The sequence below is a fragment of the Rhizobium sp. PAMB 3182 genome (assembly GCF_052908355.1).
The window spans coordinates 3,428,022-3,453,614 of the sequence record NZ_CM128607.1; the positions used below are offsets into that span (position 1 = coordinate 3,428,022).

Below are 25,593 nucleotides of genomic sequence, written 5' to 3' on the forward strand. Positions count from 1 at the left end.
GTTTTCATCGATCGGATGACCGGAACAGCATGTATCCGGTTGTCTTGTGGTGACAGGATGAGGGCCGTTGATTTCTACGCGAGGCCCCATGTCTGACATACGCCTGCTGGTGCAGACCGATACGCCGTTCCTGTCATCCTTTCTTGCGACGCATGCCGATACGAGCATGTTTCTGCGATCGAATGTTCTGCGATCGGGACTGGATTACAGGGACGCCGCCTATCATGGGCAATATTTCGGGGCCTGTGGTCCGGATGGTGAAATCCTTGGCGTGATCGCGCATTTCTGGAACGGCAACATCATGCTGCAGGTGCCCGACCGGGATATCCGTTCGGCGCTGATCGTCCGTCTGATGGCAGAGATCGAGCGACCGGTCTGCGGCATTCTCGGTGTTCCCGAGCAGGTGGACGACGTCATCGAGGCTTTCGGTCTGCGGCGTCAGCAGTTCGCGTTGTATGCGGATGAGGATCTCTATGCGCTTCCGCTTTCCGATCTGATCGTCCCAGCGAATGCCGGTTTTCTCGTGCCGGCATCCGAGTTCGATCAAAACATCCTTATTTCGTGGCTGAGGGCCTACAACATCGAGGCACTTGGCGCCCAAGATGACGAGGATTTGGACAAGCGGTTGCACCGCGAGTTTGATAGTGGGCAGGCGGTTGCGGAGCGTTGGGCGTGGATCGTCGATGGACTGCCGGTCGCGCTCAGTGGCTTCAATGCCCGGCTGTCGGACGTCGTCCAGGTCGGTCCGGTCTGGACGCCGCCGCAATTCCGCAACAGAGGATATGCCCGCCGCGTGGTCGCGGCAACGCTCGAGCGGGCTCGGGCCGAAGGTGTGTCGCGGTCTATCCTCTTTACAAACAACCCGTCTGCGGCGAAAGCATATGAAGCCATCGGTTTCCGCAGGGCTGGGAAATATCGTCTGGCCCTGCTGTCGAAGCCTCATCTGGTCGCTCCGGGTCGGACTAGCTGATCGTCGGTGGTGTTGGGATCTGTTTCGCGACGTGATGTTTTGGAGGAATTCTGCGATGATCGCCTGGTCCATTTTCATACCGGCCTGCTTCGCGCTCAATTGTGCGCCGGGGCCGAACAACATGCTGGCCTTCGCCAATGGCGCGCGGCTCGGCTTTGCGCGGGCGATGCTCGGCGGGCTCGGGCGGATGCCGGCCTTCACCTTGCTGATTTTGGTCACCGTGATCGGTCTCGGGACGGTGCTCGCGGCTTCCGCGACGGCCTTTACCGCGATCAAGCTGATCGGTGCGGTCTATCTCGTCTATGTGGGCGTGCAGATCTGGCGGAAGGCGCGGACGCTGGCGCGCATGGAGGCGAAGGACACGTCGGTCCGCGCGTTGATGCGCCGAGATTTCAGCATCGCGATCACCAATCCCAAGGCGATCGCCATCTTCACCGCCTTCTTTCCGCAATTCATCGATGCGACGAATGCGGCCTGGCCGCAGCTCGTCAAGATGGGCGGCGCGTTCCTGATCATGGAAGTGGTGGCCGTCATCCTCTACGTGCTCGCCGGCGTGGTGCTCGGCCGCTTCATCCGCTCGGAGCGCATCTTCGTCTACCTGAACCGGCTGGTGGCGACCGCGCTGGTCGCGTCCGGCGGCACCATGGCGCTGTCACGGCATTGAAAGGCAGGCCGGGGTGCCAGCTATTACCCTGATGCATAGCCGCTATGCACGGACAATTTCAAAGCGCTTTGATGGTGCGCTGCAGCAATCTCTCGTGTATACACGATCCAACGGTTGATCGCGGATTTTCCTCCCAAGACTTGCTGCGGTCCCGTTGAAGCGGCGGCAGCGGTCGTGGTGTTTGCGAGGTGCAGCATCAATGGCGAGCCACTGGAATTGAAAAGCCCGGCCCCCGTGCCGGGCTTTTCTGTATGTTCGCCGGTCTTGAGCAGGGGCCGCCGCACTGCTTGTCTCCCGGCATTCAAATATCGGAATGTTTCAAACTTTAGCGGACAGCTTAGCGAAGCCGCAAAATGGTTGCTGTAAGGTCTCCGCCAATCGGACTTGCCCATCCCAAGCAGTCGCAAGCCCTCGGTATTCTGGAGACCGCCGTCAATGAATGCAGAAGCCATCGCACAGCCGGAAGACATGTTCGCCTCACCGATCAACACGCTGAAGCAGGTCTGGCTTCACGCCATCAAGCAGGCCTGTCTTGCCGCCATTTTTTCCCCGCTGCTTATCCTGGCCTTTCTGCCGGTGCTCAAGAGCTTCGATCTCATGCCGCACGAGCTCGATGCGCCCTTTGTCTCGCTCTTCGTGACGGCGTGGCTTGCAAGCTCGGCGGTCACCGGCGTCCTCGCCTATGGCTCCGGCTCCACCGTCTATCAACTGTCGAAAGCCAGCCAGCAGATCCAGCGCGTGCAAGGCACGGATACGCGCTCCGGCCTTCTGAACCGCAGAGGCTTCCAGGAGGCCATGCGGGACATAACGGGCGAGGCGACCCTTGCGGTTCTCGATATCGATCGGTTCAAGAGCATCAACGAGCGCTATGGCCATGCGGTCGGCGACACCGTCATCGAGCGGGTCGGCACGGCGATTGTTGACGGTCTGGGCGATGCCCGGGCCGTGGCGCGCCTGAACGGCGAGGAATTCGCGGTGATCATTACCTCTGGTGATGCCAGGGAGCGTTTAACGCGGCTGGAGGAACTTTGCCGGCATATCGGCGAGACCGTCTTTCACCTCGGACAGTCGAGCATCCGCCTGACTGTGTCTGCAGGCGTGGCCGAGATGGGCGGCGGGCGCGAGCCCGACGCCGCCTACCGGGCCGCCGACAAGGCGCTGTATATTGCAAAGAGCGCCGGCCGCAACCGGGTCCTGCATGAGCGGGATCTGCTGCAGGATGATGCCGCCGGCGGGATGCCGCTGGCATTGCAGCGAGGCGCGGCCTGAGGGCAGGGCGCAGCTCTGTGGGCACCGGCGGGGGTGTCCAAACGACGTATTGTCCTTGCGCCTGCCGCATCTATTTTGCATGGTGAACGTCTATTTCAGTCAGGCATCACCATGCAGCGCATAAACTCCTACAGCCCGGCCGGAAGCGTTGACGCAACGCCCGCCAACACGGTCACCCTTGCCCATGACGCCCGCCATCTGCGGCGCAAGCTTCTGCATCTCGCCGATGGCTCCATGGCCATGCTCGATCTCAAGGAGGCCGTGCTGTTTGCCGATGGCGACATGCTGTTGACGGAAGAGGGCAGCTATATCCGCATCGTTGCCGAGCAGGAGGACCTCTACGAGGTGACCGCCCGCAACCGGCTGCATCTCATGGAAATCGCATGGCACCTCGGCAACCGGCACCTGCCGGCCCAGATCGACGAGGACCGTATCCTGATCGGCCGCGATCACGTCATCCGGGCGATGCTTGAAGGGCTTGGCGCGAATGTGCGCGAAGTGCGCGAGGCTTTCCAGCCGGTGCGCGGCGCCTATCACGCCCATGGCGGTCACGGTCATGGCGGACATGCGCATCACGCCCATGACTGATGTCACTCTGCCGAATGCAGCCGGCACGCAATCGCTGCTGCGGCTGATGACATGGCTGTCGCCGGCCTTTCCGGTTGGCGCTTTCGCCTATTCGGCCGGCCTGGAGAATGCCGCGGGCGAGGGGCGCGTGAAGGATGGCGATGGACTGGCCGACTGGATTGGCCTGTCTATCACCTCCGGCCCCGCCTGGAACGACGCCGTTCTGCTGGCCGAGAGCTTTCGCCGGCTGGACGATCCGGCGAGTCTCGAAGAGCTGGCCGAACTTGCGGCCGCGCTTGCCGGCTCCGCCGAGCGTTACCGGGAGACGCGGCTCGTCGGCGAAGCCTTCCTGGAGGCGGCGGGGGCCTGGCCGCAGCCTGCGCTCGACCATCTGCCTGCCGACGCGCCGTATCCGGTCGCCGTCGGCGTGGTTGCGGCGGCAAACGGGGTCGAACTCACAGCCGCGCTTGCCGCCTATCTGCATGCCGCCGCCTCGCAGGCCGTTTCGGCCGGCATAAGGCTTTCGCTTTGCGGACAGAGGCAGGGTGTCGCCATTCTCGCCGCGCTGGAACCCTTGATCGGGGCGACGGCGGAGAAGGCGGCCCATTCCACCATCGATGCGCTCGGCTCGGCGGCCTTTTTCGCCGAGATATCGAGCCTCAGACACGAAACACAGACGGCACGTCTCTTCCGGTCGTAAGAGGCGGTGCGACAGATGACGGGGATAAGCATGGCATCGGGAAATGGCCCATTGCGCGTCGGTATCGGCGGACCGGTCGGGTCCGGCAAGACGGCGCTGACGGAGAAGCTCTGCAAGGCGTTGCGCGACGACTATTCGGTTGCCGTCGTGACCAACGACATCTACACAAAGGAAGACGCCGAGGCGTTGGTGCGCATGCAAGCACTGACCTCCGACCGGATCATGGGCGTCGAGACGGGCGGCTGTCCGCACACGGCGATCCGCGAAGACGCGACGATCAACCTGCAGGCGATCGCATCGCTCAACGAGCGTTTCCCCGATCTCGATATCGTGTTCATCGAATCGGGCGGTGACAATCTGGCGGCGACCTTCTCGCCGGATCTGGCCGACCTGACGATCTACGTGATTTCCGTCTGCCAGGGTGAGGAGATACCGCGCAAGGGCGGGCCGGGGATCACCCGTTCGGATCTGCTGGTGATCAACAAGAAGGACCTGGCGCCGCATGTCGGCGCGGATATCGGCGTTATGGACCGCGATGCCGAGCGCATGCGGACGTCGCGTCCCTACGTGTTCACCGACATGAAGCGCGGCGATGGCATAGACACGGTGGTCGCGTTCCTGAAGGCGCAGGGCGGCCTCTAGCAGCACCTGTCGCTTGTCCGTCAGATGTTTTCGAGCGCGCCGGTGTTTTCCACATGGATCAGCCGGCCGCGGACGACGACGCCATTGTCTCTCAGCGTTGAAAAGGCGCGGGACAGGGCCTCCGGCGCCAGACCAAGCTTGCCAGCCAGCAGGCTTTTCTGGAAGGGCAGGCGCATGGTTGCCGACTTGCCGGCATCGTCCTTCCGGCAATGGGTGAGGATATAATGGGCCACCCGCTGCGGGGCAGTCTGCAGGCGGTCGTTGGCGATGCAGTCGGTGGCGTTCAAGAGATTGGTCGAGAGCGAGCGGATGACCGCGCGGGCCACATCCGGCTCCTCGCCGATCAGCTTGCGGATATGTTCGAGGCTGAAGGCGACGATCATCGCCCTTTCCGCCGCCTGGACGTCGAAATGCTGTTTCAAGCTGTTGAACAGCATGCTGTGGCCGAAGCAGTCGCCCGGACCGTAGAGCATCACGTCGGCCGTCCGGCCGTCCCGGTCCGTCCTGTAGGCGCGAAGATGGCCGGAGACGACGCAGAAGAAATGATCGGCGGCCTGGCCTTCGCTGTACAGGACTTCCTTCGCCTCCAGCCGACGAACTTCGGCCGTCGCCAGCAGTTTCCTCAGCGCCGGCTGGCTCATGCCAAGGAGGAACGGAAGGCCCGTGACCGCGCTGACCTCACGCGGCTCCAGTTTCAACAGCGGCCCCAGCAGGATGGCTGTTTCGTTGTTCCCGTGCATTTGAAGTCCCATTTTTTCCTTCGGCGGGCAAATCCGGCGTGAACACCGTTATGACAGCCGTCCCAGTTCCAGTGCCTCGACAGGGAGTGGGGACCTTTCCCTCGTCACGTGGCGGGTGCGGAGTTGTCGGCGGATGCAACCCGGTCACGTTTCCATCTGCTTAGCGCGTCCGCTGCTGGAACCATTTGATTTCAGTCAATTCATCCTGATGAACAGGGAAAAAAGTTTGCATGAGCCGGACGCGTCGGCTGGAATGCGGCGGACAACAAAAAGGCGCCGGAAATTCCGGCGCCTTTTTCGTCAGTCTTATGGGATGCGGGCTGCCTATTCGGCGGCGAGTGGAGGCAACTTGATGATGTTGCTGCCGCCGCTGCGTTCCTTTTCCAGCCGGGAGACCTTGTCCGCGAGGTTGGAAATGGCGGCCTGGCTGCTTTCCACCGCCTGGGCGATGTCTTCGGCCGATCTCGGCTCGGGCTCTTCCTCCTTTGGTCCGACCAGCCGGCCGAAGATCCAGCCGAAGAAGCGGGACACGTCGTCCATGATCAGGAAGAAGGAGGGCACGACCACAAGGCTCAGCACCGTCGAGACGATGATGCCGCCGATCACCGCGATTGCCATTGGCGCGCGGAAGGTGCCGCCTTCGCCGACGCCCATGGCGGAGGGCAGCATGCCGGCGGACATGGCGATCGAGGTCATGATGATCGGCCGGGCGCGCTTGCGGCCCGCCTCGACCACGGCCTGCAACCGGTGCATGCCCTGATGGCGCATCTCGATGGCGAAGTCGACCAGAAGGATGGCGTTCTTCGTCACGATGCCCATCAGCATCAGGATGCCGATCAGCACGGGCATGGAGAGCGGATTGTTGGTCACGATCAGCGCTACAGCCACGCCGCCGATCGCCAGCGGCAGCGAGAACAGGATGGTGAAGGGCTGGATGACGTCCTTGAAGAGCAGGATCAGCACGCCGAGAACCAGAAGCAGGCCCATCAGCATGGCGTTGACGAAGCTCTGCTGCATTTCTGCCTGCACCTTCGCATCGCCGCTTTCGGCAAGCTGTACGCTCTTCGGCAGCTCTGTGTTGGCGAAGATGTCCTTGAAGGCCGCCGTCGCGGTATCCAGCGCCACGCCCTTGGGCAGGTCGGCGCCGATGGTGACGACCCGGTTGCGGTTGTTGCGCTTGATGGAGCTTACGCCTTCCGAATAGTCGACGTCGGCGACGCTCGAGAGCGGTACCATGACCCCGGAGGACGTCCGGATCTTCAGCGCCCGGATTTCAGCGAGGTTACGCCGCATGTCGAGCGATTCCTGCACGCGGATCGGGATCTGGCGATCGTCGAGCGACATTTTCGGCAGGGCCGCATCCACGTCGCCGATCGTCGCGATGCGGACGACCTCGGAGATCTGCTGCGGCGTAATGCCGAGGCGTGCCGCCTGGTCCTTGCGCGGGCGGATCTGCAATTCGGGCCGGGGCAGGGAGCCTTCGGCGCTGACATTGGCGAGCGACGGCTCGTTGCGAAGCTTGGACTCGAGGATTGCGACGGCCTCGTTCAGATCCTTCTCGTTCTTGGAGAGGAAGTTGAACGACAGGTCGCGCTCGCCACGGTCGTTGAGCTTCAGGATGTGAACGTCGGGAATGTCCTTCAGCCGTGCGAAGACTTCCGTTTCCACATCCCATTGCGGCTTGACGCGGCCGTGCACTTCCATCTTCGGCAGGTAGGGGCCGATCAGCGGCAGTCGGCCGAAGACATCGTTGACGACCATCTTGAGCAGCGAATGCTCGATCTTGTGCAGGTTGAGCGTCACGGTCGCGCGCCGCAGCTCCAGGTCACCCTTCGGCGAGGCGCCGTCGAGGACGAAGACGTTCTCGACCTCGGGGATCGTGTGCAGCCGGTCGTACATCAGGTCGGTGACCTTCTCCGTATCCTCGAGCGAGGCGTTCGGAGGCAGTTCCACCGAGAGCGTGATGCGCGAGGCGTCTTCCGGCGGCAGGAAGCTGCCCGGTACCTGGGCGAGCAGCATCAGCGAACCGACGAGGAATGCGACGGCGCCGATCAGCGTGCCGAAACGGGTATACCAGCGGCCGGTGGTCGCCTTGATCATCCGCGTGTAGGCGCGCATCAGCCTGCCGTCATTGCCCTCGTGATCGTCCATCGTGTCGGTGGAGCGCATCAGGTAGGCGGCCATCATTGGCGTGATCAGGCGGGCGACGGCCAGCGAGAAGAACACCGCGAAGGCGACCGTCAGGCCGAACTGGATGAAGTACTGGCCCGGAATGCCCGGCATGAAGGACACCGGCACGAAGACGGCGATGATGGTGAACGAGGTGGCGATGACGGCGAGGCCGATTTCGTCGGCGGCCTCGATCGCTGCCCGGTACGGCGTCTTGCCCATCTTGATATGGCGGGCGATGTTCTCGATTTCCACGATCGCGTCGTCAACGAGAATGCCGGTCGCCAGCGTCATGGCGAGGAAGCTCACCAGGTTGAGCGAGAAGCCGATCATGTCCATGACCCAGAAGGTCGGGATGGCCGAGAGCGGCAGGGCGACCGCGGCAATCAGGGTGGCGCGCCAGTTCTTGAGGAACAGGAAGACCACGATGACGGCCAGCAGCGCGCCTTCGAGCAGCGTGTCGATGGCGGATTCGTAGTTGCCGTAGGTGTAATAGACGGAATCATTGACCAGCGAGATATCAACGCCGGGATTGTCGGCGCGGACCTTGTCCAGCGCTTCGCCAACCGTTTCGGCAACGGAGATCTCACTCGCACCCTTGGAGCGGAAGACGCCGAAGGTGACAACGGGGGTGTCGTTGAACAGCGAGAAGGATTTCGGTTCCTCGTAGGTGTCCTTGATGACGCCGAGATCGGAGAGCTTGACGAAGAGGCCGTTGCCGACGGAGATCGTCGTGTCGGCGAGCGCTGCGACGCTGCGGGCATCGCCGAGCGTGCGGATCGCCTGTTCGGCACCGCCGACCTGTCCGCGGCCGGAGCCGAGGTCGGTGTTGACGCCCTTCAGCTGCTTGCTGACATCCGCGGCGGTGATGCCGTAGGCGCCGAGCTTGTCGGGGTTGAGTTCGATGCGGACCTCGCGATCGGCGCCGCCGTAACGGTCGACGCGGCCGACGCCGGGCTGGCCCTGCAGCGCCCGCTTGACCGTATCGTCGACGAACCAGGACAGTTCCTCGAGCGTCATGTTGGGGGCGGAGACCGCGAAGGTCTGGATCGCCTGTCCCTCGACGTCGACCTTCGAGACGATCGGCTCATCAACGGCGGCGGGCAGCGAGCCGCGAATGCGGTCGATGGCGTCCTTGACGTCCTGGACGGCCTGATCGGTCGGCACTTCCATGCGGAAGACGACGGCGGTCTGCGAGGAGCCGTCGGAGACGGTCGACTGGATTTCATCGACCCCGGAAATGCCGGAGACGGCGTCCTCGATCTCCTTCGTCACCTGCATTTCGAGTTCAGCCGGGGAGGCGCCGCTCTGGGTGACCACGACGGACACGATCGGCACGTCGATGTTCGGGAACCGGGTGATCGGGAGGTTCATGAAGGACTGGTAGCCCAGGAACATGAGCATGCCGAAGGCAAGCAGCGGGGCGACCGGATTGCGGATGGACCAGGCAGAGAAATTCATCGTTCCAGCCTTCTCAGTTCGATGCCGTCGGCATGTCTTCGACCGGCGTGATGCGGTCGCCGTTGCGGACATAGGCACCGGCCTTGGCGACCACCGTATCTCCGGTCGTCAGCCCGCTCAGCACCTGAATGTAGTCGCCGTCCTGGACGCCTGTGTCGATCTTCACCAGTTCGATGCGGTCGTCCTTGACCTTGCGGGCCGTGGAACCGGTCTCGCCGCTGTTGACTGCGGTCAGCGGCAGGGCCATGCCGTTGACTTCCTTGATGATGATCTCGGCGCTGCCGTACATGCCGGCGCGTGCCTTTGCCGGGTCGTCGATGGCGATATGGACCGAGGCAAGCCGGGTGGTCGGATCTATGGTCGGGTCGATCAGGCGGATCGAGCCGTCCAGCACGTCGGAACCGCCAGCAAGCGTGATGCGGGCCTTCAGGCCGGGCTTGAGGCGCAGGACGTCGCCCTCGGCGACGTCGGCGACAAGTTCGACCGCACCGTCGCGGATGACGGTGAAGAGCGGCTGGCCGGCGGCGCTGGCGATCGCGCCGACCTTGGCGTTCTTGGCGGATACGACACCCGACACTGGTGCCTTGACGTCGGTGCGGGCTAGCTTCAGATCAATGTCGGCGATCTGGGCGTCGACGACCTTCATGTCGGCCTTGGCGACAACAATCGCCTGTTCGGCGGCCGTGACGCGAGCATTGGCACCGGCCGCGGACGCGGTCAGCTGGTCCACCTGCGAGGTGGAGACCGTGCCGGAGGTCTTCAGCTTGCGCGCACGCTCCCGCTGGTTGACGGCTTCGTCGGCATTGGCCTTGGCCTCGATCAGCTGCGCCTGCAGCTGGGCGAGGGATGCTTCAGCCTTTGCCTTGTTGGCTTCCAGCTGGCTCTTCTGCAGGAGAAGCGCGTCGGTCGACAGCACGGCCATGACCGCACCCTTTTCGATGCGGTCGCCGATATCGGCGCCCAGGCTCTGGATCGCGAGGCCATCGACCTGCGGCTGGATATAGACTTCCTCGACGGCCTTGACCGTACCGGTGGCGATCAGGCGATCCGTGAGGTTCCTGTCTTCAACCTTGGTGACGATGATTGCCGGGAATTGCCGCGTTTCCTTGGTGGCCGCCGGGGCCTCCTCGGCATGGCCGGCGAGCGGGGCTGCAAGGGCAACGGCCGAAATTGCCGCACTCAGGATCAAACGCTTAAATCGGGTCATGTGACGGTTCCGGAAAGGTCGCTCAACAACCGCAGCGACAGCCGGGGCGGACTGAGGCAGGATTGTTCAAAATGGTTGCTCATTGACGCATTTCATGCAGCCTTTGCGACGTCAGAAAGCCCCCTTCATATCGCAAGCCGCAACAACATGGGATCTGCGAAAGACGCTTACAAGGCAGCGCATCCATTTAATTCCACTGTTTGCTTGATTTTATTCTGTGCGCTGCAAAAGGCGCTGTCAATCGGGGCGTTTACACATCTTGATCGAATCCGCCCAAATGCGAAGCCGCGCGGGAGGTCTCTTCCCGCGCGGCTTCTTTAGAATATCCGAAAAAGCGATTTTATTTCAGTGCTTCGTCGGTGATCTCATGCGTCCAGGCGCCTTCCGGCTTCTTGGTGATGATTTTCTGGTCGAGCACGGCCTTCTCGGTGCGGTCGTAGGCGGCTTCATCGAGAACGCCGGTGGAATCGCCCAGAAGCTTGGCCACTTCGGTCATCATGTAGACCTGATGTTCCTTGGTCTGCGCACCCGTCGTGTCGTTTTCGAGAACGATGTCGGCTGCTTCTTCCGGGTTGTCCTTGGCATAGGCCCAGCCCTTCATCGAGGCACGGACGAACTTGACCATGTTGGCCTTGAAGGCCGGGTCTTCGAGCTTGTCGCCCAGCACATAAAGGCCGTCCTCAAGAAGGTTGGCGTTCATCTCGGCGTAGTTGAAGACGGTCAGCTTGTCGAGCGTGTAGCCGGCATCGATCGCCTGGCCGAGTTCGTTGTAGGTCATGACGTGGATGCAGTCGGCCTGCTTCTGGATGAGCGGCTGAACGTCGAAGCTCTGCTGCAGGACCTTCACTTCGTCCGCACCTTCGCCGGTCTTCAGGCCTTCGCGGTTCATCAGCGCGAAGAAGGGCACTTCATTACCGTAGAACCATACGCCGATCGTGTGTCCCTTGAAGTCGGCAACGGTCTTGATCGGGCCGTCCTTCGGGCAGATGATTTCCAGACCGCCATTCTTGTACGGCTGGGCGATGTTGACGAGCGGCACGCCCTTTTCGCGGGCGGCAAGTGCTGCGCCCATCCAGTCGACGATCACGTCGGCGCCACCGCCGGCGATCACCTGTTCCGGTGCGATGTTCGGTCCGCCCGGCTTGATTTCTACGTCGAGGCCTTCCTCGTCGTAGAAGCCCTTGTCCTTGGCGACGAAGTAACCCGCGAACTGCGCCTGGGTGACCCATTTCAGCTGCAGGGTGATCTTGTCGGCGGCCTGAGCCTGGAGGGCCGAGAATGCCAGCGCGGTCGCGGCCAGCAATGTCGCAATCTTCAGTTTCATGTTTCAGTTCCCTCTTTTTGTTACGCCTGTCCACCACGGACAGACGGATGCCAGAACGTGACCTTGCGCTCGATGAGCGCGACGATCCCGTAGAACAAGGATCCGGTGACGGCAGCCACCAGGATTTCGGCCCACACCATGGCGGTGTTCATGCGCCCCATCTCGACCGAGATGCGGAAGCCGATGCCGACCGACGGCGAGCCGAAGAATTCGGCGACGATAGCGCCGATCAGCGCCAAGGTCGAATTGATCTTCAGCGCGTTGAAGATGAACGGCCAGGCAGCGGGCAGGCGAAGCTTGACCATCGTCTGCCACCAGCTGGCCGCATAGGTGCGCATCAAGTCGCGCTCCATGTGGCCGGCGGCGGACAGGCCGGCGACGGTGTTGATCAGCATCGGGAAGACGATCATCAGCACGATGACAGCGGTCTTCGACGGCCATTCGAAGCCGAACCACATGATCATGATCGGCGCGATGCCAATGATCGGCAGCGCCGAGATGAAATTGCCGAGCGGCAGAAGGCCGGCTTTAAGGAAGGGCGACCGATCGATCAGCAGTGCGGCGGCGAAACCGAGGCCGCAGCCGATGACATAGCCGGTCAGGACTTCCTTGAAGACCGTCTGGACGAGATCGAGCCAGAGGGTCGGGAAGGCCGTGACCGCTTCGGCAAGGATGGCGCTTGGAGCCGGCAGCAGGATCTCCGGTACGTTCAGCCCGCGCGTGATGAGTTCCCAGAGCACCAGAAGCGTCAGGCCGAAAATGGCCGGGACGGCGAGGTTGATGCGCCGCGCGCTCGCCGGGCTTGCCGGCGTGACATGCACCAGCTTCTCGTTGAGGGCCCAGGCGCCGAGCCAGATGACAAGGGCGGCGATAATGGTGATCGTCGTCGTCATGCAAGCGCCTCCGGTTTGGCGCCCATGGACTTCATCACCAGCTTCTCGATGGCGGCGACGAGGAAGACGAGGCCGCCGGCGACGATGGCCGAAACGAAGAGGGCGGACCAGATCTGGATCGTCTGGCCGTAATAGGACCCCGACAGGAGCCGTGCGCCGAGCCCGGCGACGGCGCCCGTTGGCAGTTCGCCGACAATCGCGCCGATCAGGGAAATGGCGACCGCCACCTTCAGCGAGGCAAACAGGAACGGGACGGCCGACGGCCAGCGCAGCTTCCAGAAGAGCTGGCTGCGGCTGGCATTATAGGTGTGCATCAGGTCGAGCTGGATCGTTTCCGGCGAGCGCAGGCCTTTCACCATGCCGACGACGACCGGGAAGAAGGAGAGGTATGTCGAGATCAGCGCCTTCGGCAGCAGTCCGGAAATGCCGATGGCATTCAGGACGACGATCAGCATCGGCGCCACTGCGAGGATCGGGATTGTCTGTGAGGCGATGATCCACGGCATCAGCGACTTGTCCATCGCCCTGTTGTGGACGATGCCGACGGCGAGCAGGACGCCCGTGATCGTGCCGAGCGCGAAGCCCAGCAGGGTGGCCGATAGCGTCACCCAGGCGTGATAGACGAGCGAACGCTTGGACGTCACCTTCATCTCAGCCGTCGTCTTCCAGATTTCGGCAACGATCTGATGCGGCGCGGGCAGGAGCGGTTTGTCCATCGCATAGGACTTCAGCCAGACCTCGCCCGCCGTCAGGTTCTCGTTCTTGCGGATCGCTTCTTCCGCGGCCAGCGTGTGGTTCATGAAGAGCGCCGCGACATACCAGATCGCGACGATGGCGAGGATGACGGTGAGGATGGGGAGGAGTTTGGTGCGGAGGGTCAATATTCACCCTCCTTCAAAAACGACAATACCGCTTCCCTGATCCTCAGGAATACGAAGTCGGGTCCATCAAGCACCTGGTCGTTGTCAAAGCGCAATATCGTGAAACCGTTTGCTTTCAGAAAAGCATCACGCCGATGGTCGTGGCGACGGCCTTCACGCGTTTCGTGGCTGTGCCCGTCCACTTCAACGATAACACGTGCCGAAAGCCAGGCGAAATCAGCAATGTACGGACCGACTGGTGTCTCTCTCCTGAAGTGCGCGCCTAGGGGACGAAGGTCGCGCAACATGTCCCACATGGCTTTTTCGGCCTTGGTCATTTCGCGCCGGAGTTCTCGAGCGCGAGACCTCGTTTTGGGTTGGATGTTTGAATGCGGCATGCTGCATCCCTCCATACCTCTGCGGATGAGGTTAACCCCTCCCCAACCCCTCCCCACAAGGGGGAGGGGCTCACCGTGCGGGACCGCATTTACATTAGCAACAGATACTGTTGATAACCCGGGTCGTTGTCCGGGTGGAAGCGCATCGGCAATGAAGCCCCTCCCCCTTGTGGGGAGGGGTTGGGGAGGGGCATTTCTCTCAAAACCTCCGGCACTACTCCTCATAGCTATGCCCCGCCTTAAGGCCCTCGCGGACGCGGTGGGCGATTTCGAGGAATTCGGGGGTCTCGCGGATGTCGAGCGGGCGCTCCTTCGGCAGGGTGGATTCGATGATGTCGGTGACGCGGCCGGGGCGGGGGCTCATGACGACGATCTTCGTCGAGAGATAGACGGCTTCCGGGATCGAGTGGGTGACGAAACAGATGGTCTTGTTGGTGCGCTCCCAGAGTTCCAGCAGCTGCTGGTTCAGGTGGTCGCGAACGATCTCGTCGAGCGCGCCGAAGGGTTCGTCCATCAAAAGCAGATCGGCGTCGAAGGCGAGCGCGCGGGCGATCGAGGCGCGCTGTTGCATGCCGCCTGACAGCTGCCAGGGGAATTTCTTGCCGAAGCCGGAAAGATTGACGAGCTCCAGCGTCTGCTCGACGCGCTTCTTCTTCTCGGCATCCGAATAGCCCATGATTTCGAGTGGCAGGGCGACGTTGCGCTCGATGGTGCGCCAGGGATAAAGCGCGGCGGCCTGGAAGACATAGCCGTAGGCGCGGTTCTTGCGGGCGTCCTCCGGCGTCGTGCCGTTGACGGTGATCGTGCCGGAGGTGTGCTTTTCGAGATCCGCGATGACGCGCAGGAAGGTGGTCTTGCCGCAGCCAGACGGGCCGATGAAGGAGACGAAATCGCCCTTCTTGACCTCCAGATTGACGTCGGACAGGGCGTGCACCGGCCCGTCATTGGTCTGAAATGTCAGGCCAAGCCCCTTCGCCTCGACGACCGTTTTCGATTGTTCAGCCATGTGATCCCAGTTTGTTGTAAAATCTGTCCCCGTGACGGTATATCCGTCCTTCTTGTCTCATGTCAGGGAGTTTCCGCTCATGTCATCGTCGACGTATCCCCAATGCAAGACCATCCGCCCCTCCGAGACCTATGACGGCAAGCAGGGCTTTTCCTATATCGAGGGCATTAGCGCCGAAAGCGTCGGCTCGACGGGCATCGCCATGATGCTGCTGACCATTCCGCCCGGTGCGCGCGCCAAGGCGCATTTTCACGAAAGCCACGAGACGGCGATCTACATCGTGGGGGGCGAAGCGACGACCTATTTCGGCGAGAAGCTTGAACACATCCAGGTGCAGCGCGCCGGCGACATGTTCTACATCCCGGCCGGCGTGCCGCATGTGCCGGTCAACACCGGGACAGTGCCCTGCACGGCGGTCATCGCGCGGACAGACCCGAACGAGCAGGAAAGCGTGGTTTTGACGCCGGAGCTGGATGGGCTGGTGCCGTGAGGCGCTGGCAAGGTTCGCGACTTTCCCCTCCCCAACCCCTCCCCACAAGGGGGAGGGGCTGACCCAACCGCTCGTGTCGTCATTGTGGCGATGGTTCACCGCGAGTCTTCTCCCCCCTTGTGGGGGAGATGGCCGGCAGGCCAGAGGGGGAAAAGAGATTGAGCGACGCATTGCCATCGCGTTGCTAGACCCCACTCGCCGGGATGCCCGTGCGCTGGACCTTGCGCGGGGCGGTGATTTCCTTCCAGGTGGACAGCGCCGTGCTGACGGCAGGGAAGGGTTCGCGCTTCACGAACTGGCCGTGGCCCTCGCGCGTCTTGATGGTCGATTCCTCGATCGCCACGACGCCGTGGGTGAGCGTGTAGCGCGGCAGGCCCTTGACCTTCTTGCCCTCGAAGACGTTGTAGTCGATCGCCGACTGCTGGTTTGAAGCCGAGATCGTCTTCTCGCGTGTCGGATCCCAGACGACGAGGTCGGCGTCGGCGCCGACGAGGATCGCGCCCTTCTTCGGGTACATGTTGAGGATCTTGGCGATGTTGGTGGAAGTGACCGCCACGAACTCGTTCATGGTGATGCGGCCGGTCGCGACACCGTAGGTCCAGAGCATCGGCATGCGGTCTTCGAGGCCGCCGGTGCCGTTCGGGATCTTGGTGAAATCGCCCACACCGTAACGCTTCTGGTCGGTGGTGAAGGCGCAGTGGTCGGTTGCGACCACCTGCAGCGAGCCGCTGGCGAGGCCTGCCCAGAGGCTGTCCTGATGGCGCTTGTCGCGGAAGGGGGGCGACATGACCCGGCGGGCGGCATGATCCCAGTCGGCATTGGCGTACTCGCTCTCATCCAGCGTCAGGTGCTGGATCAACGGTTCGCCATAGACGCGCATGCCGTTCTGGCGGGCACGGCGGATCGCTTCATGCGCCTGTTCGCAGGAGGTGTGCACGACATAGAGCGGTACGCCGGCCATGTCGGCGATGATGATGGCGCGGTTGGTGGCTTCGCCCTCGACGGAGGCCGGACGGGAATAGGCGTGCGCCTCGGGGCCGTTATTACCTTCGGCCAAGAGCTTGGCCTGCATCTGCGCGACGATGTCGCCGTTTTCGGCATGCACCAGCGGCAGCGCGCCGATCGCCGCACAGCGCTGGAAGGAGGAGAACATCTCGTCGTCATCCACCATCAGCGCGCCCTTGTAGGCCATGAAGTGCTTGAAGGTGTTGATGCCCTTGTCCTTGACGATGGTCTCCATCTCGTTGAAGACCTGCTCGCTCCACCAGGTGATCGCCATGTGGAAGGAGTAGTCGCAGTTGGCGCGGGTCGACTTGTTGTCCCAGCGGTTGAGCGCGTCGAGCAGCGACTGGCCGGGATCGGGCAGGCAGAAATCGACGACCATGGTGGTGCCGCCGGCAAGGCCAGCGCGCGTGCCGCTCTCGAAATCGTCGGAGGAGTAAGTGCCCATGAAGGGCATTTCGAGGTGGACGTGCGGATCGATGCCGCCCGGCATGACATAACAGCCGGTCGCATCCAGCGTCTCGTCGCCGGACAGGTTCGGGCCGATCTCGACGATCTTGCCGCCATCGATCTTGACGTCGGCCTTGTAGGTCAGGTCGGCGGTGACGATGGTGCCGTTCTTGATGACTGTGGACATTTTGAATACTCCCCTTCGGAATCCTGCGCTTTGTTGCTGTGATGCATGGGGTTTAGAGGTGTCGGTGCGGAGCTGTGTTCCCGGGTCTTTGATCCCGAGACCTGAATGACGGTGTGCTTTCCATGTCGATTGGAACCCCTCATCCGGCTTTTTGCGCCACCTTCTCCCCAAGGGGAGAAGAGGGAGGGCGCGGTTACTGTCTTCTGCGCCATTTGATGGCGTGCGTTACTGGCTGTCGGGTGCGGCGGTCTCGCCTTCTCCCCCTGGGGAGAAGGTGCCCGAAGGGCGGATGAGGGGTTCCCATAAACGGGGGTGCAAACTGCTCTCATTCTTGCCGTTCCCCTTGAGCAGCCGCCGTCGCGGGATAGAAACGCAAAGTGTCACATCGTTCGAAAATCTCGCCTTCCAGAACGGCCAGCATGGTTTCCAGCACCGCGCGGGGTTCCTTCAAAACCTCTTCATTCCAGAAGCGCAGGACTGAGTAGCCGTTGGCGTTAAGCCAGTCCGTCCGTATATCGTCAACCTGGCTTTCGGCATGTTGCGCGCCATCAAGCTCGACCACCAGATTCTTTTCCCGGCAGACGAAGTCCACGATGTAAGGCCCCAGCGGGATCTGCCGTGAAAACTTATGTCCGTTCAATCTCCGGCCCCGAAGATCGCTCCACAGACGATATTCCGGTTCCGTATCGTTTGCGCGCAGTATTCTGGCCCGTGCTGTAGCGCCGGGTTTTCGAAGCCATGCCTCGGACTTCGCTGCCATCCAGATACTCCCACTTTCCCGTGGAGAAAGCATCACTCCACAATCTCCGCAGCTTCGAGCACGGCGTGCAGCAGCACGTCGGCGCCGGCGGTGGCCCATTCCTTAGAAATTTCCTCGGCCTCGTTGTGGCTGAGGCCGCCGACGCAGGGGCACATGACCATGGTGGCGGGCGCCACCTTGGCGGCCCAGCAGGCGTCGTGGCCGGCGCCGGAAATCAGGTTCATGTGGGAATAGCCGAGGCGTTCGGCAGCGTCGCGGACCATGGTGACCAGCTTCGGGTCGAAGGTGATGGGATCGAAATGGCCGACGGCCTCGACCGAGCAACCGACGCCGAGATCCTCGCAGATCTTCGCCGCCTTCGCCTCGATCCTGGCGCGCATGCGGTCGAGCTTTTCCTGGCTCGGCGTGCGGATGTCGACGGTGAAGACGACCTTGCCGGGCAGGACGTTGCGGGAATTGGGCGAGAAGAACATCTGGCCGACGCCGCCGACGGCGCCCGGCTGTTCGCTCATGGCGACGTCCTGCACCATTTCCAGGATGCGGGACATGGCGAGCCCGGCATTGACGCGCATGTTCATCGGCGTCGAGCCGGTATGGGCTTCCTTGCCGGTCAGGGTGAATTCCAGCCACCAGAGGCCCTGACAGTGGGTGACGACGCCGATCTGCTTTTCCTCCGCCTCGAGGATCGGGCCCTGCTCGATGTGGTATTCGAAATAGGCGTGCATCTTGCGGGCGCCGACTTCCTCGTCGCCGACCCAGCCGATGCGCTTCAGCTCGTCGCCGAACTTCTTGCCCTCGGGGTCGGTGCGGTTATAGGCGTAGTCCTGAGTGTGGACGCCGGCGAAGACGCCGGAGGCGAGCATGGCGGGCGCGAAGCGGGCGCCTTCCTCGTTCGTCCAGTTGGTGACGACGATCGGGTGCTTGGTCTTGATGTTGAGGTCGTTCATCGAGCGGACGATTTCCAGCGCGCCGAGCACGCCGAGGACGCCGTCGAACTTGCCGCCGGTCGGCTGGGTATCGAGGTGCGAACCGACGTAGACGGGCAGGGCGTCCGGGTCGGTGCCGGGCCGCGTCATGAACATGTTGCCCATCGTGTCGACGCCCATCGTCAGGCCGGCATTCTCGCACCAGGTCTGGAAGAGCTTGCGGCCTTCGGCGTCGGCATCCGTCAGGGTCTGGCGATTGTTGCCGCCGGCAATGCCGGGGCCGATCTTCGCCATCTCCATCAGCATGTCCCACAGGCGGTCGCCGTTGACGCGCATGTTTTCGCCGGGTGCTGCCACCATGATTTCATCCTCGCCATTTTCGCCGGCGGTCTGCCGGTCTCGTTCCCATTGTCGGTGCGGCGCTTATTGTTTTTGTTCGCCGCCGGATATCAGTTGCCTTCACGGCATTTCTGTCTGATAATTTGACCGATTGGTAAACATTACAATTTCCGCAGCGCCACTCAAGTCGGAAAAGCCAAAAAAGAAGTGTCGGCGCGAAGATTTTGCATAGGTTTTCCGCATGCGCATTCTTGCGGCACTTTTTGCCGTCGGTCATGAATTTTTGAGGCGAGGAGACAGGCGTACATGGTGAAGGCCAGGGCGGCGAAAACGCAGCGCAGGACCCGCATTCAGGAAGAGAAGGAGGAGGTCATCCTCCAGGCCGCGCTGGATGTCTTTTCCTCCTACGGGTTCAAGGGCGCGACGATCGACCAGATCGCCGAGGTCGCCGAGATGTCGAAGCCGAACCTGCTCTACTATTTCCGCACCAAGGAGGCGATGCACCGGGCCCTGATCGACCGGGTGCTGCAGACCTGGCTCGAGCCGCTGAGGGCCTTCGACGCGGCCGGCAATCCGGAGGCCGAGATCCGCTCCTATATCCGGCGCAAGCTGGAGATGGCGCGCGATTTCCCGCGGGAAAGCCGGCTGTTTGCCAACGAGGTGCTGCAGGGCGCGCCGCATATCGAGGATGAGCTCGCCGGCCCGCTGAAGGAACTGGTCGATGAGAAGGCGGCGGTGATCCGCGCCTGGGCCAAGGCCGGCAAGATCGCCAAATGCGATCCCTATCACCTGATCTTCTCGATCTGGGCGACGACGCAGCATTATGCCGACTTCGACGTCCAGGTGCGGGCTGTTCTCGGCCAGAAGCTTTCGGGTGATGGCCGGTTCGAGGATGCCGCCCGGTTCCTTGAGCAGCTCTTCATCGAAGGGCTCAGGGTGAAATCTTCAGACGCCACGATCACGCAGAATCAGGGCGGACTTGCTTCGGGTGCGGTCTGAGCGAGCCGGCGTGCCGGTCGCTTGAGTGACGTCAATCCGGCAAAAGGCCGGTGACGATCAGGCCGCAGGCGGTCACTAGCGCGCCGGCGAAGACGGCGGGGCTTGCCCAGCCATGGCCGATCAACCCTTCGAGAATGATGATGAAGCTCGGCGTCAGGTAGTTGTAGGCGAGCACCTTCGGCGCCGGCAGGCGCATCGAGCCGTACTGGATCAGCAGGAAGGTGATGGCCGTGGTGACCACCGACAGATAGGCGAGCGCCGTCCAGACGATCGGCGGCATGGCCGAAAAATCGGTCACGGCGATCTGCGGGGCGGCCGGAAACAGCAGATAGATGCTGACAGCGACGGAGAGCCAGAAGCCGATGACGGTCGGATGCTCGCGGCGATCGAGCTTGCGCAAGAGCGGCACGTAGGCCGCATGGCAGAGAACGCCGACGAAATAGATCAGTTCGCCCTTGCCGATGTCGAAGCGCAGGATTGCCTGCACGTCGCCACGAAAGATCACCCAGATCGCGCCGCTCGCCGCAATCACGAGGCTCAGGAAAACGCCGGGCCGGGTATGCTGCTTCAGGATCACGAAGGCAAAGGCGGCGCTCGCCAGCGGCATGAGCGTGAAGACTGCGCCCGTCTGCACCGGGCTGGTGATTTCCAGCGCCAGGAACATGGTCAGCATGTAGGTGCCCATCAGCATGCCGTAGATGGCGAAGCGCCAGGGCTGGACCGGAATGGCGAAGCGCTGGCGGAACATGATGAAGGCCATGCCCGCCATGACGACGATGCTGATCATGTAGCGGATGAACTGCAGTTCGGCCGCCGGCATGTGCTGCGCGGCCATGCCTCCAAGGGAAAACGATCCGGCCACCAGCAGCGAGAAGGACAGCATCGCCAGGTGCGCGCGAAGCTTCACAGCACCCGTGGCATGGGTGTTGTGGATCGATTTTTGCGGTTGAACATCCTGCTTCAAGGTTCTGCCCCTGGCTGTGAGGTTGAAACGTGCTTTAGCCTTAAAGTGCCGGGTTGTCTTGCCGCAATCGTCCAAAACTGCCAAGCAGGGGGATGAAATCAAACGGGGGCGGCATATTGCAGAGGCTGAAAGCGCGGATCTACGAACTGTACGAAGGCGACAGCGATGCCGCACACCGGTTTCGATACACGCTTCTTGGCGTCGATGTCCTGACGATCCTGTTTCTCGTCGTCTCGACCTTCTATTACGGTTCGGCGCTGATCGAAGCGCTGGACGTGGTCTTCGGCCTCTACCTCCTGGCCGACTATGCGGCGCGATTCTGGATCGCGAAGAAGAAGCCGGCCTTTCTCATTCATCCGCTCAATCTTGCCGACCTGGTCGCCATGCTGTCGTTCCTCGCGCCCATTCTCGGCGAGAACTTCGCCTTCCTGCGCGGTCTGCGGGTTCTGAGGCTGCTGCGCTCCTACCGGCTGCAGAACAGGCTCCGGCATGACTTTCCCTATTTCAAGCGCAACGAGGAGGTGATCCTCAGCGCCACCAACATGTTCATCTTCATCTTCGTCATGACCGAAGCGGTGTTCGTGACCCAGGTGGGCGTCAATCCGAACGTCCGGCATTTCCTCGACGCGATGTATTTCACCGTCACGACACTGACGACGACGGGGTTCGGAGACATCACGCTGCAGGGCCAGACGGGACGGCTGCTTTCGATCCTGATCATGGTGTTCGGCGTGTCGCTGTTCCTGCGTCTGGTGCAGACGATCTTCCGCCCGTCGAAGGTGAAATATCCCTGTCCGCAATGCGGTCTCTCCCAGCATGAGCGCGATGCGGTGCACTGCAAGCATTGCGGCACCGTGCTGAACATTCCCAACGAGGGCGACGTCTGAACAAAAAAACGCCCGGACGAACCGGGCGCTTGGAGTTTGAGGAGGACACTTATTCCGCGGCCTGACGGGACATCGGGTTATTGGGATGGGTCGTCCAGTTGGCGTAGTTCGGGTCGACCGGCTTGCCGGTGCGCTCGTCCATCGCTCCGGCTTCGAGCGGCACCATGGTGATGCAGCCCTCGACGGGACAGACGTTGACGCAGAGGTTGCAGCCAACACATTCGTCTTCCATGACCTCGAACTTGCGGGCGCCGTCGACGATGGCTGTGATCGCCTGGTGCGAGGTGTCCTCGCAGGCGATGTGACAGCGGCCGCACTTGATGCACTGATCCTGGTCGATGCGGGCCTTGGCGATGTAGTTGAGGTTCAGGTACTGCCAGTCGGTGACGTTGGGAACGGCGCGGCCGACGACGTCGTCGAGCGTCGCATAGCCCTTTTCGTCCATCCATGCGGAAAGGCCGGTGATCATCTCCTCGACGATCTTGAAGCCATAGGTCATGGCGGCGGTGCAGACCTGGACGGTGCCGGAGCCGAGGGCCATGAATTCGGCCGCGTCGCGCCAGGTGGTGATGCCGCCGATGCCGGAGATCGGCAGGCCGTAGGTTTCCGGATCGCGGGCGATCTCGGCAACCATGTTGAGCGCGATCGGCTTGACCGCCGGGCCGCAATAGCCGCCATGGGTGCCCTTGCCGCCGACAGTGGGCGAGGGGGCCATGTTGTCGAGGTCGACGGAGACGATCGAGTTGATGGTGTTGATCAGCGACACCGCATCGGTGCCGCCGGCCTTTGCGGCGCGGGCCGGCTTGCGGATGTCGGTGATGTTCGGCGTCAGCTTGGTGATGACCGGCATGCGCGTGTACTGCTTGCACCAGCGCACGACCATCTCGATGTATTCCGGCACCTGGCCGACCGCAGCACCCATGCCGCGCTCGGACATGCCGTGCGGACAGCCGAAATTGAGTTCGATGCCATCGGCGCCGGTTTCTTCGACCAGCGGCAGGATCGCCTTCCATTCCTCTTCCACGCAGGGGACCATGATCGAGGCGACGAGCGCCCGGTCGGGCCACTTCATCTTGACCTCTTTCATCTCCCGCAGGTTCACGTAGAGGTCGCGGTCGGTGATGAGCTCGATGTTGTTGAGGCCGAGCAGACGGCGGTCGGCCCCCCAGATCGCGCCGTAGCGCGGGCCGTTGACGTTGACGACCGGCGGGCCTTCCGAGCCGAGCGTCTTCCAGACGACGCCGCCCCAGCCGGCCTTGAAGGCGCGCTGGACATTGTAGGCCTTGTCGGTCGGCGGCGCGGAGGCGAGCCAGAAGGGGTTCGGCGATTTGATGCCGACGAAGTTCGTGCGAAGATCAGCCATTGTCCCTCATCCCTTCCTTCAAGCCACGGCGCTGGCGCGGACGGTGCCGGCGGCCAGAGCCTTGTTGATCGATTCTGCGGCATCGCGACCCTGCGCGACCGAAGTCACCGTCAGGTCTTCGCCCAGCTTCACGCAGTCGCCGCCGGCCCATACGCCGGAGACGGAGGTGCGGCCTTCACTGTCGATGGCGATGCGTCCGCCTTCGATCTTGAGGGCGCCGAGGCCGGTCGCCTCGAAGGTCTGGCCGATCGCCTTGAAGATTTGGTCGCAGGCAATGAGGCCAGTCTCGCCGGTGCCCGACAGTCTGCCGTCCTTCAGTTCGGTGTATTCGACTTCGATGCCGGCGACCTTGCCGTCCTTGGCGATCACCTTCTTCGGCTGCAGCCAGTGGCGGATCATGACGCCCTTGGAGGCGGCGAGGTCCTGCTCGAATTCCGAGGCGTTCATGTTTTCCTTGCCGCGGCGATAGCAGATGGTGACTTCCTCGGCGCCGAGCAGCTTTGCCTGAACGGCGGCGTCGATGGCGGTCATGCCGCCGCCGATGACGACGACGCGGCGGCCGACGGCAAGGGTGGATAGGTCGGTGGACTGGCGCAGTTCGGCGATGAAGTCGACGGCGTCCATGACGCCTGACGTTTCCTCGCCTTCGGCTCCGAGCGCGTTGACGCCAGCCAGCCCCATGCCGAGGAAGACGGCGTCATAGTCCGAGGCGAGGTCGGAGAGCGAGAAGTCCCGGCCGAGCATCTGGCCGTTCTTGACCTCGATGCCGCCGATCGAAAGCACGTAGTCGACTTCCTTCTGGGCAAAGCCGCCGGTCGATTTGTAGCTGGCGATGCCGTATTCGTTCAGGCCGCCTGCCTTTTCCTTGGCTTCGTAGACGACGACGGAATGGCCGTGCATGGCGAGACGATGGGCGCAGGCGAGCCCGGCCGGGCCGGCACCGACGACGGCGACCGTCTTTCCGGTCGAGGCGGGACGGCTGTAGAACTGCTTGCCTTCGCCCATTGCGATGTCGGTCGCGTAACGCTGCAGGCGGCCGATCTCGACCGGCTTCTCCTCGGCCGTGTTGCGCACACAGGCCTCCTCGCAGAGCGTTTCGGTGGGACAGACGCGGGCGCACATGCCGCCCAGGATGTTCTGGTCGAAGATGGTCTTTGCCGCGCCGATCGCATTTCCGGTTCCGATCTGGCGGATGAACATCGGAATGTCGATCGAGGTGGGACAGGCCGTCATGCACGGCGCGTCGTAGCAGAAGTAGCAGCGGTCGGAGGCGACCAGTGCCTCATGCTTGTCGAGCCGCGGGTGCAGGTCGGAGAAATTCGTCTCGTATTCGGCAGGCTGAAGCCTGCCGGCGGCAATGCCGGAATCCAGTCGTCCCATGAACGTTCCCTCTTTTTTGGTATGGCGACTGGGATAACGGTAACTCAGCTTAAAAATTTTATCAAACGGTAAATATTTGACTGTCTGACGGCGTGCCGTCGGTCTCTGCAAGTCAATGATTTGAATCGGTTATTCCGGTTACCTGATGCTGAGTTGCATGGTCTTCACACTCTGATTCAGGCGTTCGCATTGGCCGTTTTCCGGTGTGAAAAAACATGAGTTATTTGATCATATTTATAGTTGATTATAAAAATCAGGTTTTATATGGTTCCGGCATCAAAGGGGCTTGAAGCCTTGATGCTTGCAAGGAGGGAATCTGCCAATGGCGAAGAAGATCAAGAAGCGCGACCGGAGCAATCAGCCGCAGGTGCAGAACGAGATGTCTTCGGGAGAGCGCCAGGGACTTGGCGGCCGCAGCTTCCTCTATGTGGGTGGCCGTGACTGTCAGGTTGCGCATCTCAGAGAGCTCGCGGAGAGCTACGGTGCCGAATTGCTGCACCATGACGGCGGCCTGCGTGAGGCGGTGTCCCGGATCGACACGGTTCTGCCGTCGGTCGACTGCGTGTTCTGCCCGGTCAACTGCATCAGCCATGATGCGTGCCTGCGTGTAAAAACCGGCTGCAAGAAGTTCGGCAAGGCCTTCATTCCATTGCGAAACGGCTCGAAATCAAGCCTCGAGCGGGCGCTGGCCGACCTGCATGAGCGGGATGGACTGCAGTGATCATCGAAGCCGGAGAAAGGTCGACGCTGATCGGTCTTCACAAGCTGATGCAGGCGGAAAACGGCGGTTTTGTCGTCGAACTCCATCAGATTGTCGAGGATGAGCGCGAGCGGCGGGCGGCATTATCGAACGTTTTACCATTGCCTCAGAAAAGGCAGTTTGCCGGGCAGCGGGGCATGCAATCGAATGTGGAGGCCGCAGGACGCGTGATTGCGTTTGTCCGGTCATTTCGGCAGAGTGCCCGCACATGACGAG

Annotated in this window: 25 protein-coding genes; 11 read left to right on the plus strand and 14 right to left on the minus strand. The window is 62.2% G+C overall.

Going from position 1 to position 25,593, the window contains the following annotated elements:
• Positions 1 to 88 precede the first annotated feature (88 nt).
• The 6 genes from ACU5AZ_RS16470 to ureG all read left to right on the plus strand — a co-directional run bounded on the left by ACU5AZ_RS16470 (position 89) and on the right by ureG (position 4,812).
• The gene (locus ACU5AZ_RS16470; RefSeq protein ID WP_446823414.1) at positions 89 to 970 is read left to right on the plus strand and encodes a GNAT family N-acetyltransferase; all 882 of its coding nucleotides are present in this window, start codon (positions 89 to 91) and stop codon (positions 968 to 970) included.
• A gap of 55 nt (positions 971 to 1,025) precedes the next feature.
• Entirely contained in the window at positions 1,026 to 1,634 is a 609-nt protein-coding gene (locus tag ACU5AZ_RS16475; RefSeq protein WP_446823415.1) for a LysE family translocator, read from the plus strand.
• Positions 1,635 to 2,069: 435 nt separating this feature from the next.
• Positions 2,070 to 2,903 (plus strand): GGDEF domain-containing protein, encoded by an 834-nt coding sequence (locus ACU5AZ_RS16480; RefSeq protein ID WP_446823416.1) that lies wholly within the window; start codon positions 2,070 to 2,072, stop codon positions 2,901 to 2,903.
• 111 nt (positions 2,904 to 3,014) lie between these two features.
• Entirely contained in the window at positions 3,015 to 3,491 is a 477-nt protein-coding gene (gene ureE, locus ACU5AZ_RS16485; protein WP_446823417.1) for an urease accessory protein UreE, read from the plus strand.
• On the plus strand, positions 3,484 to 4,170 hold the full coding sequence (locus tag ACU5AZ_RS16490; protein WP_446823418.1) for an urease accessory protein UreF: 687 nt from the start codon (positions 3,484 to 3,486) through the stop codon (positions 4,168 to 4,170). The genes ureE and ACU5AZ_RS16490 overlap by 8 nt, the downstream gene beginning before the upstream one ends.
• A 30-nt stretch (positions 4,171 to 4,200) precedes the next feature.
• Entirely contained in the window at positions 4,201 to 4,812 is a 612-nt protein-coding gene (gene ureG, locus ACU5AZ_RS16495; protein ID WP_446823419.1) for an urease accessory protein UreG, read from the plus strand.
• A 20-nt stretch (positions 4,813 to 4,832) separates the two neighbouring features.
• Here ureG and ACU5AZ_RS16500 read toward each other — a convergent pair whose 3' ends face one another.
• The 8 genes from ACU5AZ_RS16500 to ACU5AZ_RS16535 all read right to left on the minus strand — a co-directional run bounded on the left by ACU5AZ_RS16500 (position 4,833) and on the right by ACU5AZ_RS16535 (position 14,870).
• A complete protein-coding gene (locus ACU5AZ_RS16500) occupies positions 4,833 to 5,564 on the minus strand; it encodes a Crp/Fnr family transcriptional regulator (RefSeq protein WP_446823420.1) in 732 nt (243 codons plus the stop codon).
• A gap of 312 nt (positions 5,565 to 5,876) precedes the next feature.
• Positions 5,877 to 9,182: an efflux RND transporter permease subunit gene (locus ACU5AZ_RS16505; RefSeq protein ID WP_446823421.1), complete on the minus strand. Its 3,306-nt coding sequence runs from the start codon at positions 9,180 to 9,182 to the stop codon at positions 5,877 to 5,879.
• A gap of 13 nt (positions 9,183 to 9,195) precedes the next feature.
• A complete protein-coding gene (locus ACU5AZ_RS16510; protein ID WP_446823422.1) occupies positions 9,196 to 10,389 on the minus strand; it encodes an efflux RND transporter periplasmic adaptor subunit in 1,194 nt (397 codons plus the stop codon).
• Positions 10,390 to 10,729: 340 nt separating this feature from the next.
• Complete coding sequence (locus ACU5AZ_RS16515) at positions 10,730 to 11,713, minus strand: ABC transporter substrate-binding protein (protein WP_446823423.1); 984 nt, start codon at positions 11,711 to 11,713, stop codon at positions 10,730 to 10,732.
• A gap of 20 nt (positions 11,714 to 11,733) precedes the next feature.
• A complete protein-coding gene (locus ACU5AZ_RS16520) occupies positions 11,734 to 12,606 on the minus strand; it encodes an ABC transporter permease (protein WP_446823424.1) in 873 nt (290 codons plus the stop codon).
• The gene (locus ACU5AZ_RS16525; RefSeq protein WP_446823425.1) at positions 12,603 to 13,487 is read right to left on the minus strand and encodes an ABC transporter permease; all 885 of its coding nucleotides are present in this window, start codon (positions 13,485 to 13,487) and stop codon (positions 12,603 to 12,605) included. The genes ACU5AZ_RS16520 and ACU5AZ_RS16525 overlap by 4 nt, the downstream gene beginning before the upstream one ends.
• On the minus strand, positions 13,484 to 13,879 hold the full coding sequence (locus ACU5AZ_RS16530) for an endonuclease domain-containing protein (protein WP_446823426.1): 396 nt from the start codon (positions 13,877 to 13,879) through the stop codon (positions 13,484 to 13,486). Before ACU5AZ_RS16530 ends, ACU5AZ_RS16525 begins: the two co-directional genes overlap by 4 nt.
• A gap of 199 nt (positions 13,880 to 14,078) precedes the next feature.
• Positions 14,079 to 14,870 (minus strand): ABC transporter ATP-binding protein, encoded by a 792-nt coding sequence (locus tag ACU5AZ_RS16535; RefSeq protein ID WP_446823427.1) that lies wholly within the window; start codon positions 14,868 to 14,870, stop codon positions 14,079 to 14,081.
• Positions 14,871 to 14,949: 79 nt separating this feature from the next.
• Here ACU5AZ_RS16535 and ACU5AZ_RS16540 point away from each other — a divergent pair, with 79 nt between their 5' ends.
• The gene (locus ACU5AZ_RS16540; protein WP_446823428.1) at positions 14,950 to 15,360 is read left to right on the plus strand and encodes a cupin domain-containing protein; all 411 of its coding nucleotides are present in this window, start codon (positions 14,950 to 14,952) and stop codon (positions 15,358 to 15,360) included.
• Positions 15,361 to 15,544: 184 nt separating this feature from the next.
• On the opposite strand, the gene hydA is transcribed toward ACU5AZ_RS16540, so the two are convergent.
• The 3 genes from hydA to ACU5AZ_RS16555 all read right to left on the minus strand — a co-directional run bounded on the left by hydA (position 15,545) and on the right by ACU5AZ_RS16555 (position 19,045).
• Positions 15,545 to 16,999 carry a dihydropyrimidinase gene (hydA, locus tag ACU5AZ_RS16545; protein WP_446823429.1) on the minus strand — a complete coding sequence of 485 codons (1,455 nt, stop codon included), beginning with the start codon at positions 16,997 to 16,999 and terminating at the stop codon, positions 15,545 to 15,547.
• Between the two features lie 325 nt (positions 17,000 to 17,324).
• Positions 17,325 to 17,759 carry an endonuclease domain-containing protein gene (locus ACU5AZ_RS16550; RefSeq protein ID WP_446823430.1) on the minus strand — a complete coding sequence of 145 codons (435 nt, stop codon included), beginning with the start codon at positions 17,757 to 17,759 and terminating at the stop codon, positions 17,325 to 17,327.
• Between the two features lie 32 nt (positions 17,760 to 17,791).
• Positions 17,792 to 19,045: a Zn-dependent hydrolase gene (locus tag ACU5AZ_RS16555; protein WP_446823431.1), complete on the minus strand. Its 1,254-nt coding sequence runs from the start codon at positions 19,043 to 19,045 to the stop codon at positions 17,792 to 17,794.
• Between the two features lie 285 nt (positions 19,046 to 19,330).
• On the opposite strand from ACU5AZ_RS16555, the gene rutR reads away from it, so the two are divergent.
• Positions 19,331 to 20,023, plus strand: coding sequence for an HTH-type transcriptional regulator RutR (gene rutR, locus ACU5AZ_RS16560; protein ID WP_446823432.1), 693 nt, complete (start codon positions 19,331 to 19,333; stop codon positions 20,021 to 20,023).
• A gap of 31 nt (positions 20,024 to 20,054) precedes the next feature.
• Here the strand turns inward: rutR and ACU5AZ_RS16565 are convergent, their stop codons facing one another.
• The gene (locus ACU5AZ_RS16565) at positions 20,055 to 20,987 is read right to left on the minus strand and encodes a DMT family transporter (RefSeq protein WP_446823433.1); all 933 of its coding nucleotides are present in this window, start codon (positions 20,985 to 20,987) and stop codon (positions 20,055 to 20,057) included.
• A 116-nt stretch (positions 20,988 to 21,103) separates the two neighbouring features.
• Between ACU5AZ_RS16565 and ACU5AZ_RS16570 the strand changes: the two genes are divergently transcribed.
• Positions 21,104 to 21,874, plus strand: a complete 771-nt coding sequence (locus tag ACU5AZ_RS16570) for an ion channel (protein WP_446823434.1) — start codon at positions 21,104 to 21,106, stop codon at positions 21,872 to 21,874.
• Positions 21,875 to 21,923: 49 nt separating this feature from the next.
• Here the strand turns inward: ACU5AZ_RS16570 and preA are convergent, their stop codons facing one another.
• Together preA and ACU5AZ_RS16580 are read right to left on the minus strand one after the other, a co-directional pair.
• On the minus strand, positions 21,924 to 23,237 hold the full coding sequence (preA, locus tag ACU5AZ_RS16575; protein WP_446823435.1) for an NAD-dependent dihydropyrimidine dehydrogenase subunit PreA: 1,314 nt from the start codon (positions 23,235 to 23,237) through the stop codon (positions 21,924 to 21,926).
• A gap of 18 nt (positions 23,238 to 23,255) precedes the next feature.
• A complete protein-coding gene (locus ACU5AZ_RS16580; protein WP_446823436.1) occupies positions 23,256 to 24,617 on the minus strand; it encodes an NAD(P)-dependent oxidoreductase in 1,362 nt (453 codons plus the stop codon).
• Positions 24,618 to 24,996: 379 nt separating this feature from the next.
• Between ACU5AZ_RS16580 and ACU5AZ_RS16585 the strand changes: the two genes are divergently transcribed.
• Positions 24,997 to 25,338 carry a DUF2325 domain-containing protein gene (locus ACU5AZ_RS16585; protein WP_446826030.1) on the plus strand — a complete coding sequence of 114 codons (342 nt, stop codon included), beginning with the start codon at positions 24,997 to 24,999 and terminating at the stop codon, positions 25,336 to 25,338.
• Positions 25,335 to 25,589 (plus strand): hypothetical protein, encoded by a 255-nt coding sequence (locus ACU5AZ_RS16590; RefSeq protein WP_446823437.1) that lies wholly within the window; start codon positions 25,335 to 25,337, stop codon positions 25,587 to 25,589. The genes ACU5AZ_RS16585 and ACU5AZ_RS16590 overlap by 4 nt, the downstream gene beginning before the upstream one ends.
• Positions 25,590 to 25,593: the final 4 nt, after the last annotated feature.

Excerpts from the sequence above, each read along its gene's own strand:
- ureG (WP_446823419.1), top strand. The coding sequence starts at position 4,201 with ATGGCATCGGGAAATGGCCCATTGCGCGTCGGTATCGGCGGACCGGTC.
- ACU5AZ_RS16470 (WP_446823414.1), top strand. The coding sequence starts at position 89 with ATGTCTGACATACGCCTGCTGGTGCAGACCGATACGCCGTTCCTGTCA.
- ACU5AZ_RS16490 (WP_446823418.1), top strand. The coding sequence starts at position 3,484 with ATGACTGATGTCACTCTGCCGAATGCAGCCGGCACGCAATCGCTGCTG.
- ACU5AZ_RS16550 (WP_446823430.1), bottom strand. The coding sequence starts at position 17,759 with ATGGCAGCGAAGTCCGAGGCATGGCTTCGAAAACCCGGCGCTACAGCA.
- ACU5AZ_RS16580 (WP_446823436.1), bottom strand. The coding sequence starts at position 24,617 with ATGGGACGACTGGATTCCGGCATTGCCGCCGGCAGGCTTCAGCCTGCC.
- rutR (WP_446823432.1), top strand. The coding sequence starts at position 19,331 with ATGGTGAAGGCCAGGGCGGCGAAAACGCAGCGCAGGACCCGCATTCAG.
- ACU5AZ_RS16510 (WP_446823422.1), bottom strand. The coding sequence starts at position 10,389 with ATGACCCGATTTAAGCGTTTGATCCTGAGTGCGGCAATTTCGGCCGTT.
- ureE (WP_446823417.1), top strand. The coding sequence starts at position 3,015 with ATGCAGCGCATAAACTCCTACAGCCCGGCCGGAAGCGTTGACGCAACG.
- preA (WP_446823435.1), bottom strand. The coding sequence starts at position 23,237 with ATGGCTGATCTTCGCACGAACTTCGTCGGCATCAAATCGCCGAACCCC.
- ACU5AZ_RS16535 (WP_446823427.1), bottom strand. The coding sequence starts at position 14,870 with ATGGCTGAACAATCGAAAACGGTCGTCGAGGCGAAGGGGCTTGGCCTG.
- hydA (WP_446823429.1), bottom strand. The coding sequence starts at position 16,999 with ATGTCCACAGTCATCAAGAACGGCACCATCGTCACCGCCGACCTGACC.
- ACU5AZ_RS16480 (WP_446823416.1), top strand. The coding sequence starts at position 2,070 with ATGAATGCAGAAGCCATCGCACAGCCGGAAGACATGTTCGCCTCACCG.
- ACU5AZ_RS16540 (WP_446823428.1), top strand. The coding sequence starts at position 14,950 with ATGTCATCGTCGACGTATCCCCAATGCAAGACCATCCGCCCCTCCGAG.
- ACU5AZ_RS16515 (WP_446823423.1), bottom strand. The coding sequence starts at position 11,713 with ATGAAACTGAAGATTGCGACATTGCTGGCCGCGACCGCGCTGGCATTC.
- ACU5AZ_RS16530 (WP_446823426.1), bottom strand. The coding sequence starts at position 13,879 with ATGGAGGGATGCAGCATGCCGCATTCAAACATCCAACCCAAAACGAGG.
- ACU5AZ_RS16520 (WP_446823424.1), bottom strand. The coding sequence starts at position 12,606 with ATGACGACGACGATCACCATTATCGCCGCCCTTGTCATCTGGCTCGGC.
- ACU5AZ_RS16555 (WP_446823431.1), bottom strand. The coding sequence starts at position 19,045 with ATGGTGGCAGCACCCGGCGAAAACATGCGCGTCAACGGCGACCGCCTG.
- ACU5AZ_RS16585 (WP_446826030.1), top strand. The coding sequence starts at position 24,997 with ATGTCTTCGGGAGAGCGCCAGGGACTTGGCGGCCGCAGCTTCCTCTAT.
- ACU5AZ_RS16505 (WP_446823421.1), bottom strand. The coding sequence starts at position 9,182 with ATGAATTTCTCTGCCTGGTCCATCCGCAATCCGGTCGCCCCGCTGCTT.
- ACU5AZ_RS16475 (WP_446823415.1), top strand. The coding sequence starts at position 1,026 with ATGATCGCCTGGTCCATTTTCATACCGGCCTGCTTCGCGCTCAATTGT.
- ACU5AZ_RS16500 (WP_446823420.1), bottom strand. The coding sequence starts at position 5,564 with ATGGGACTTCAAATGCACGGGAACAACGAAACAGCCATCCTGCTGGGG.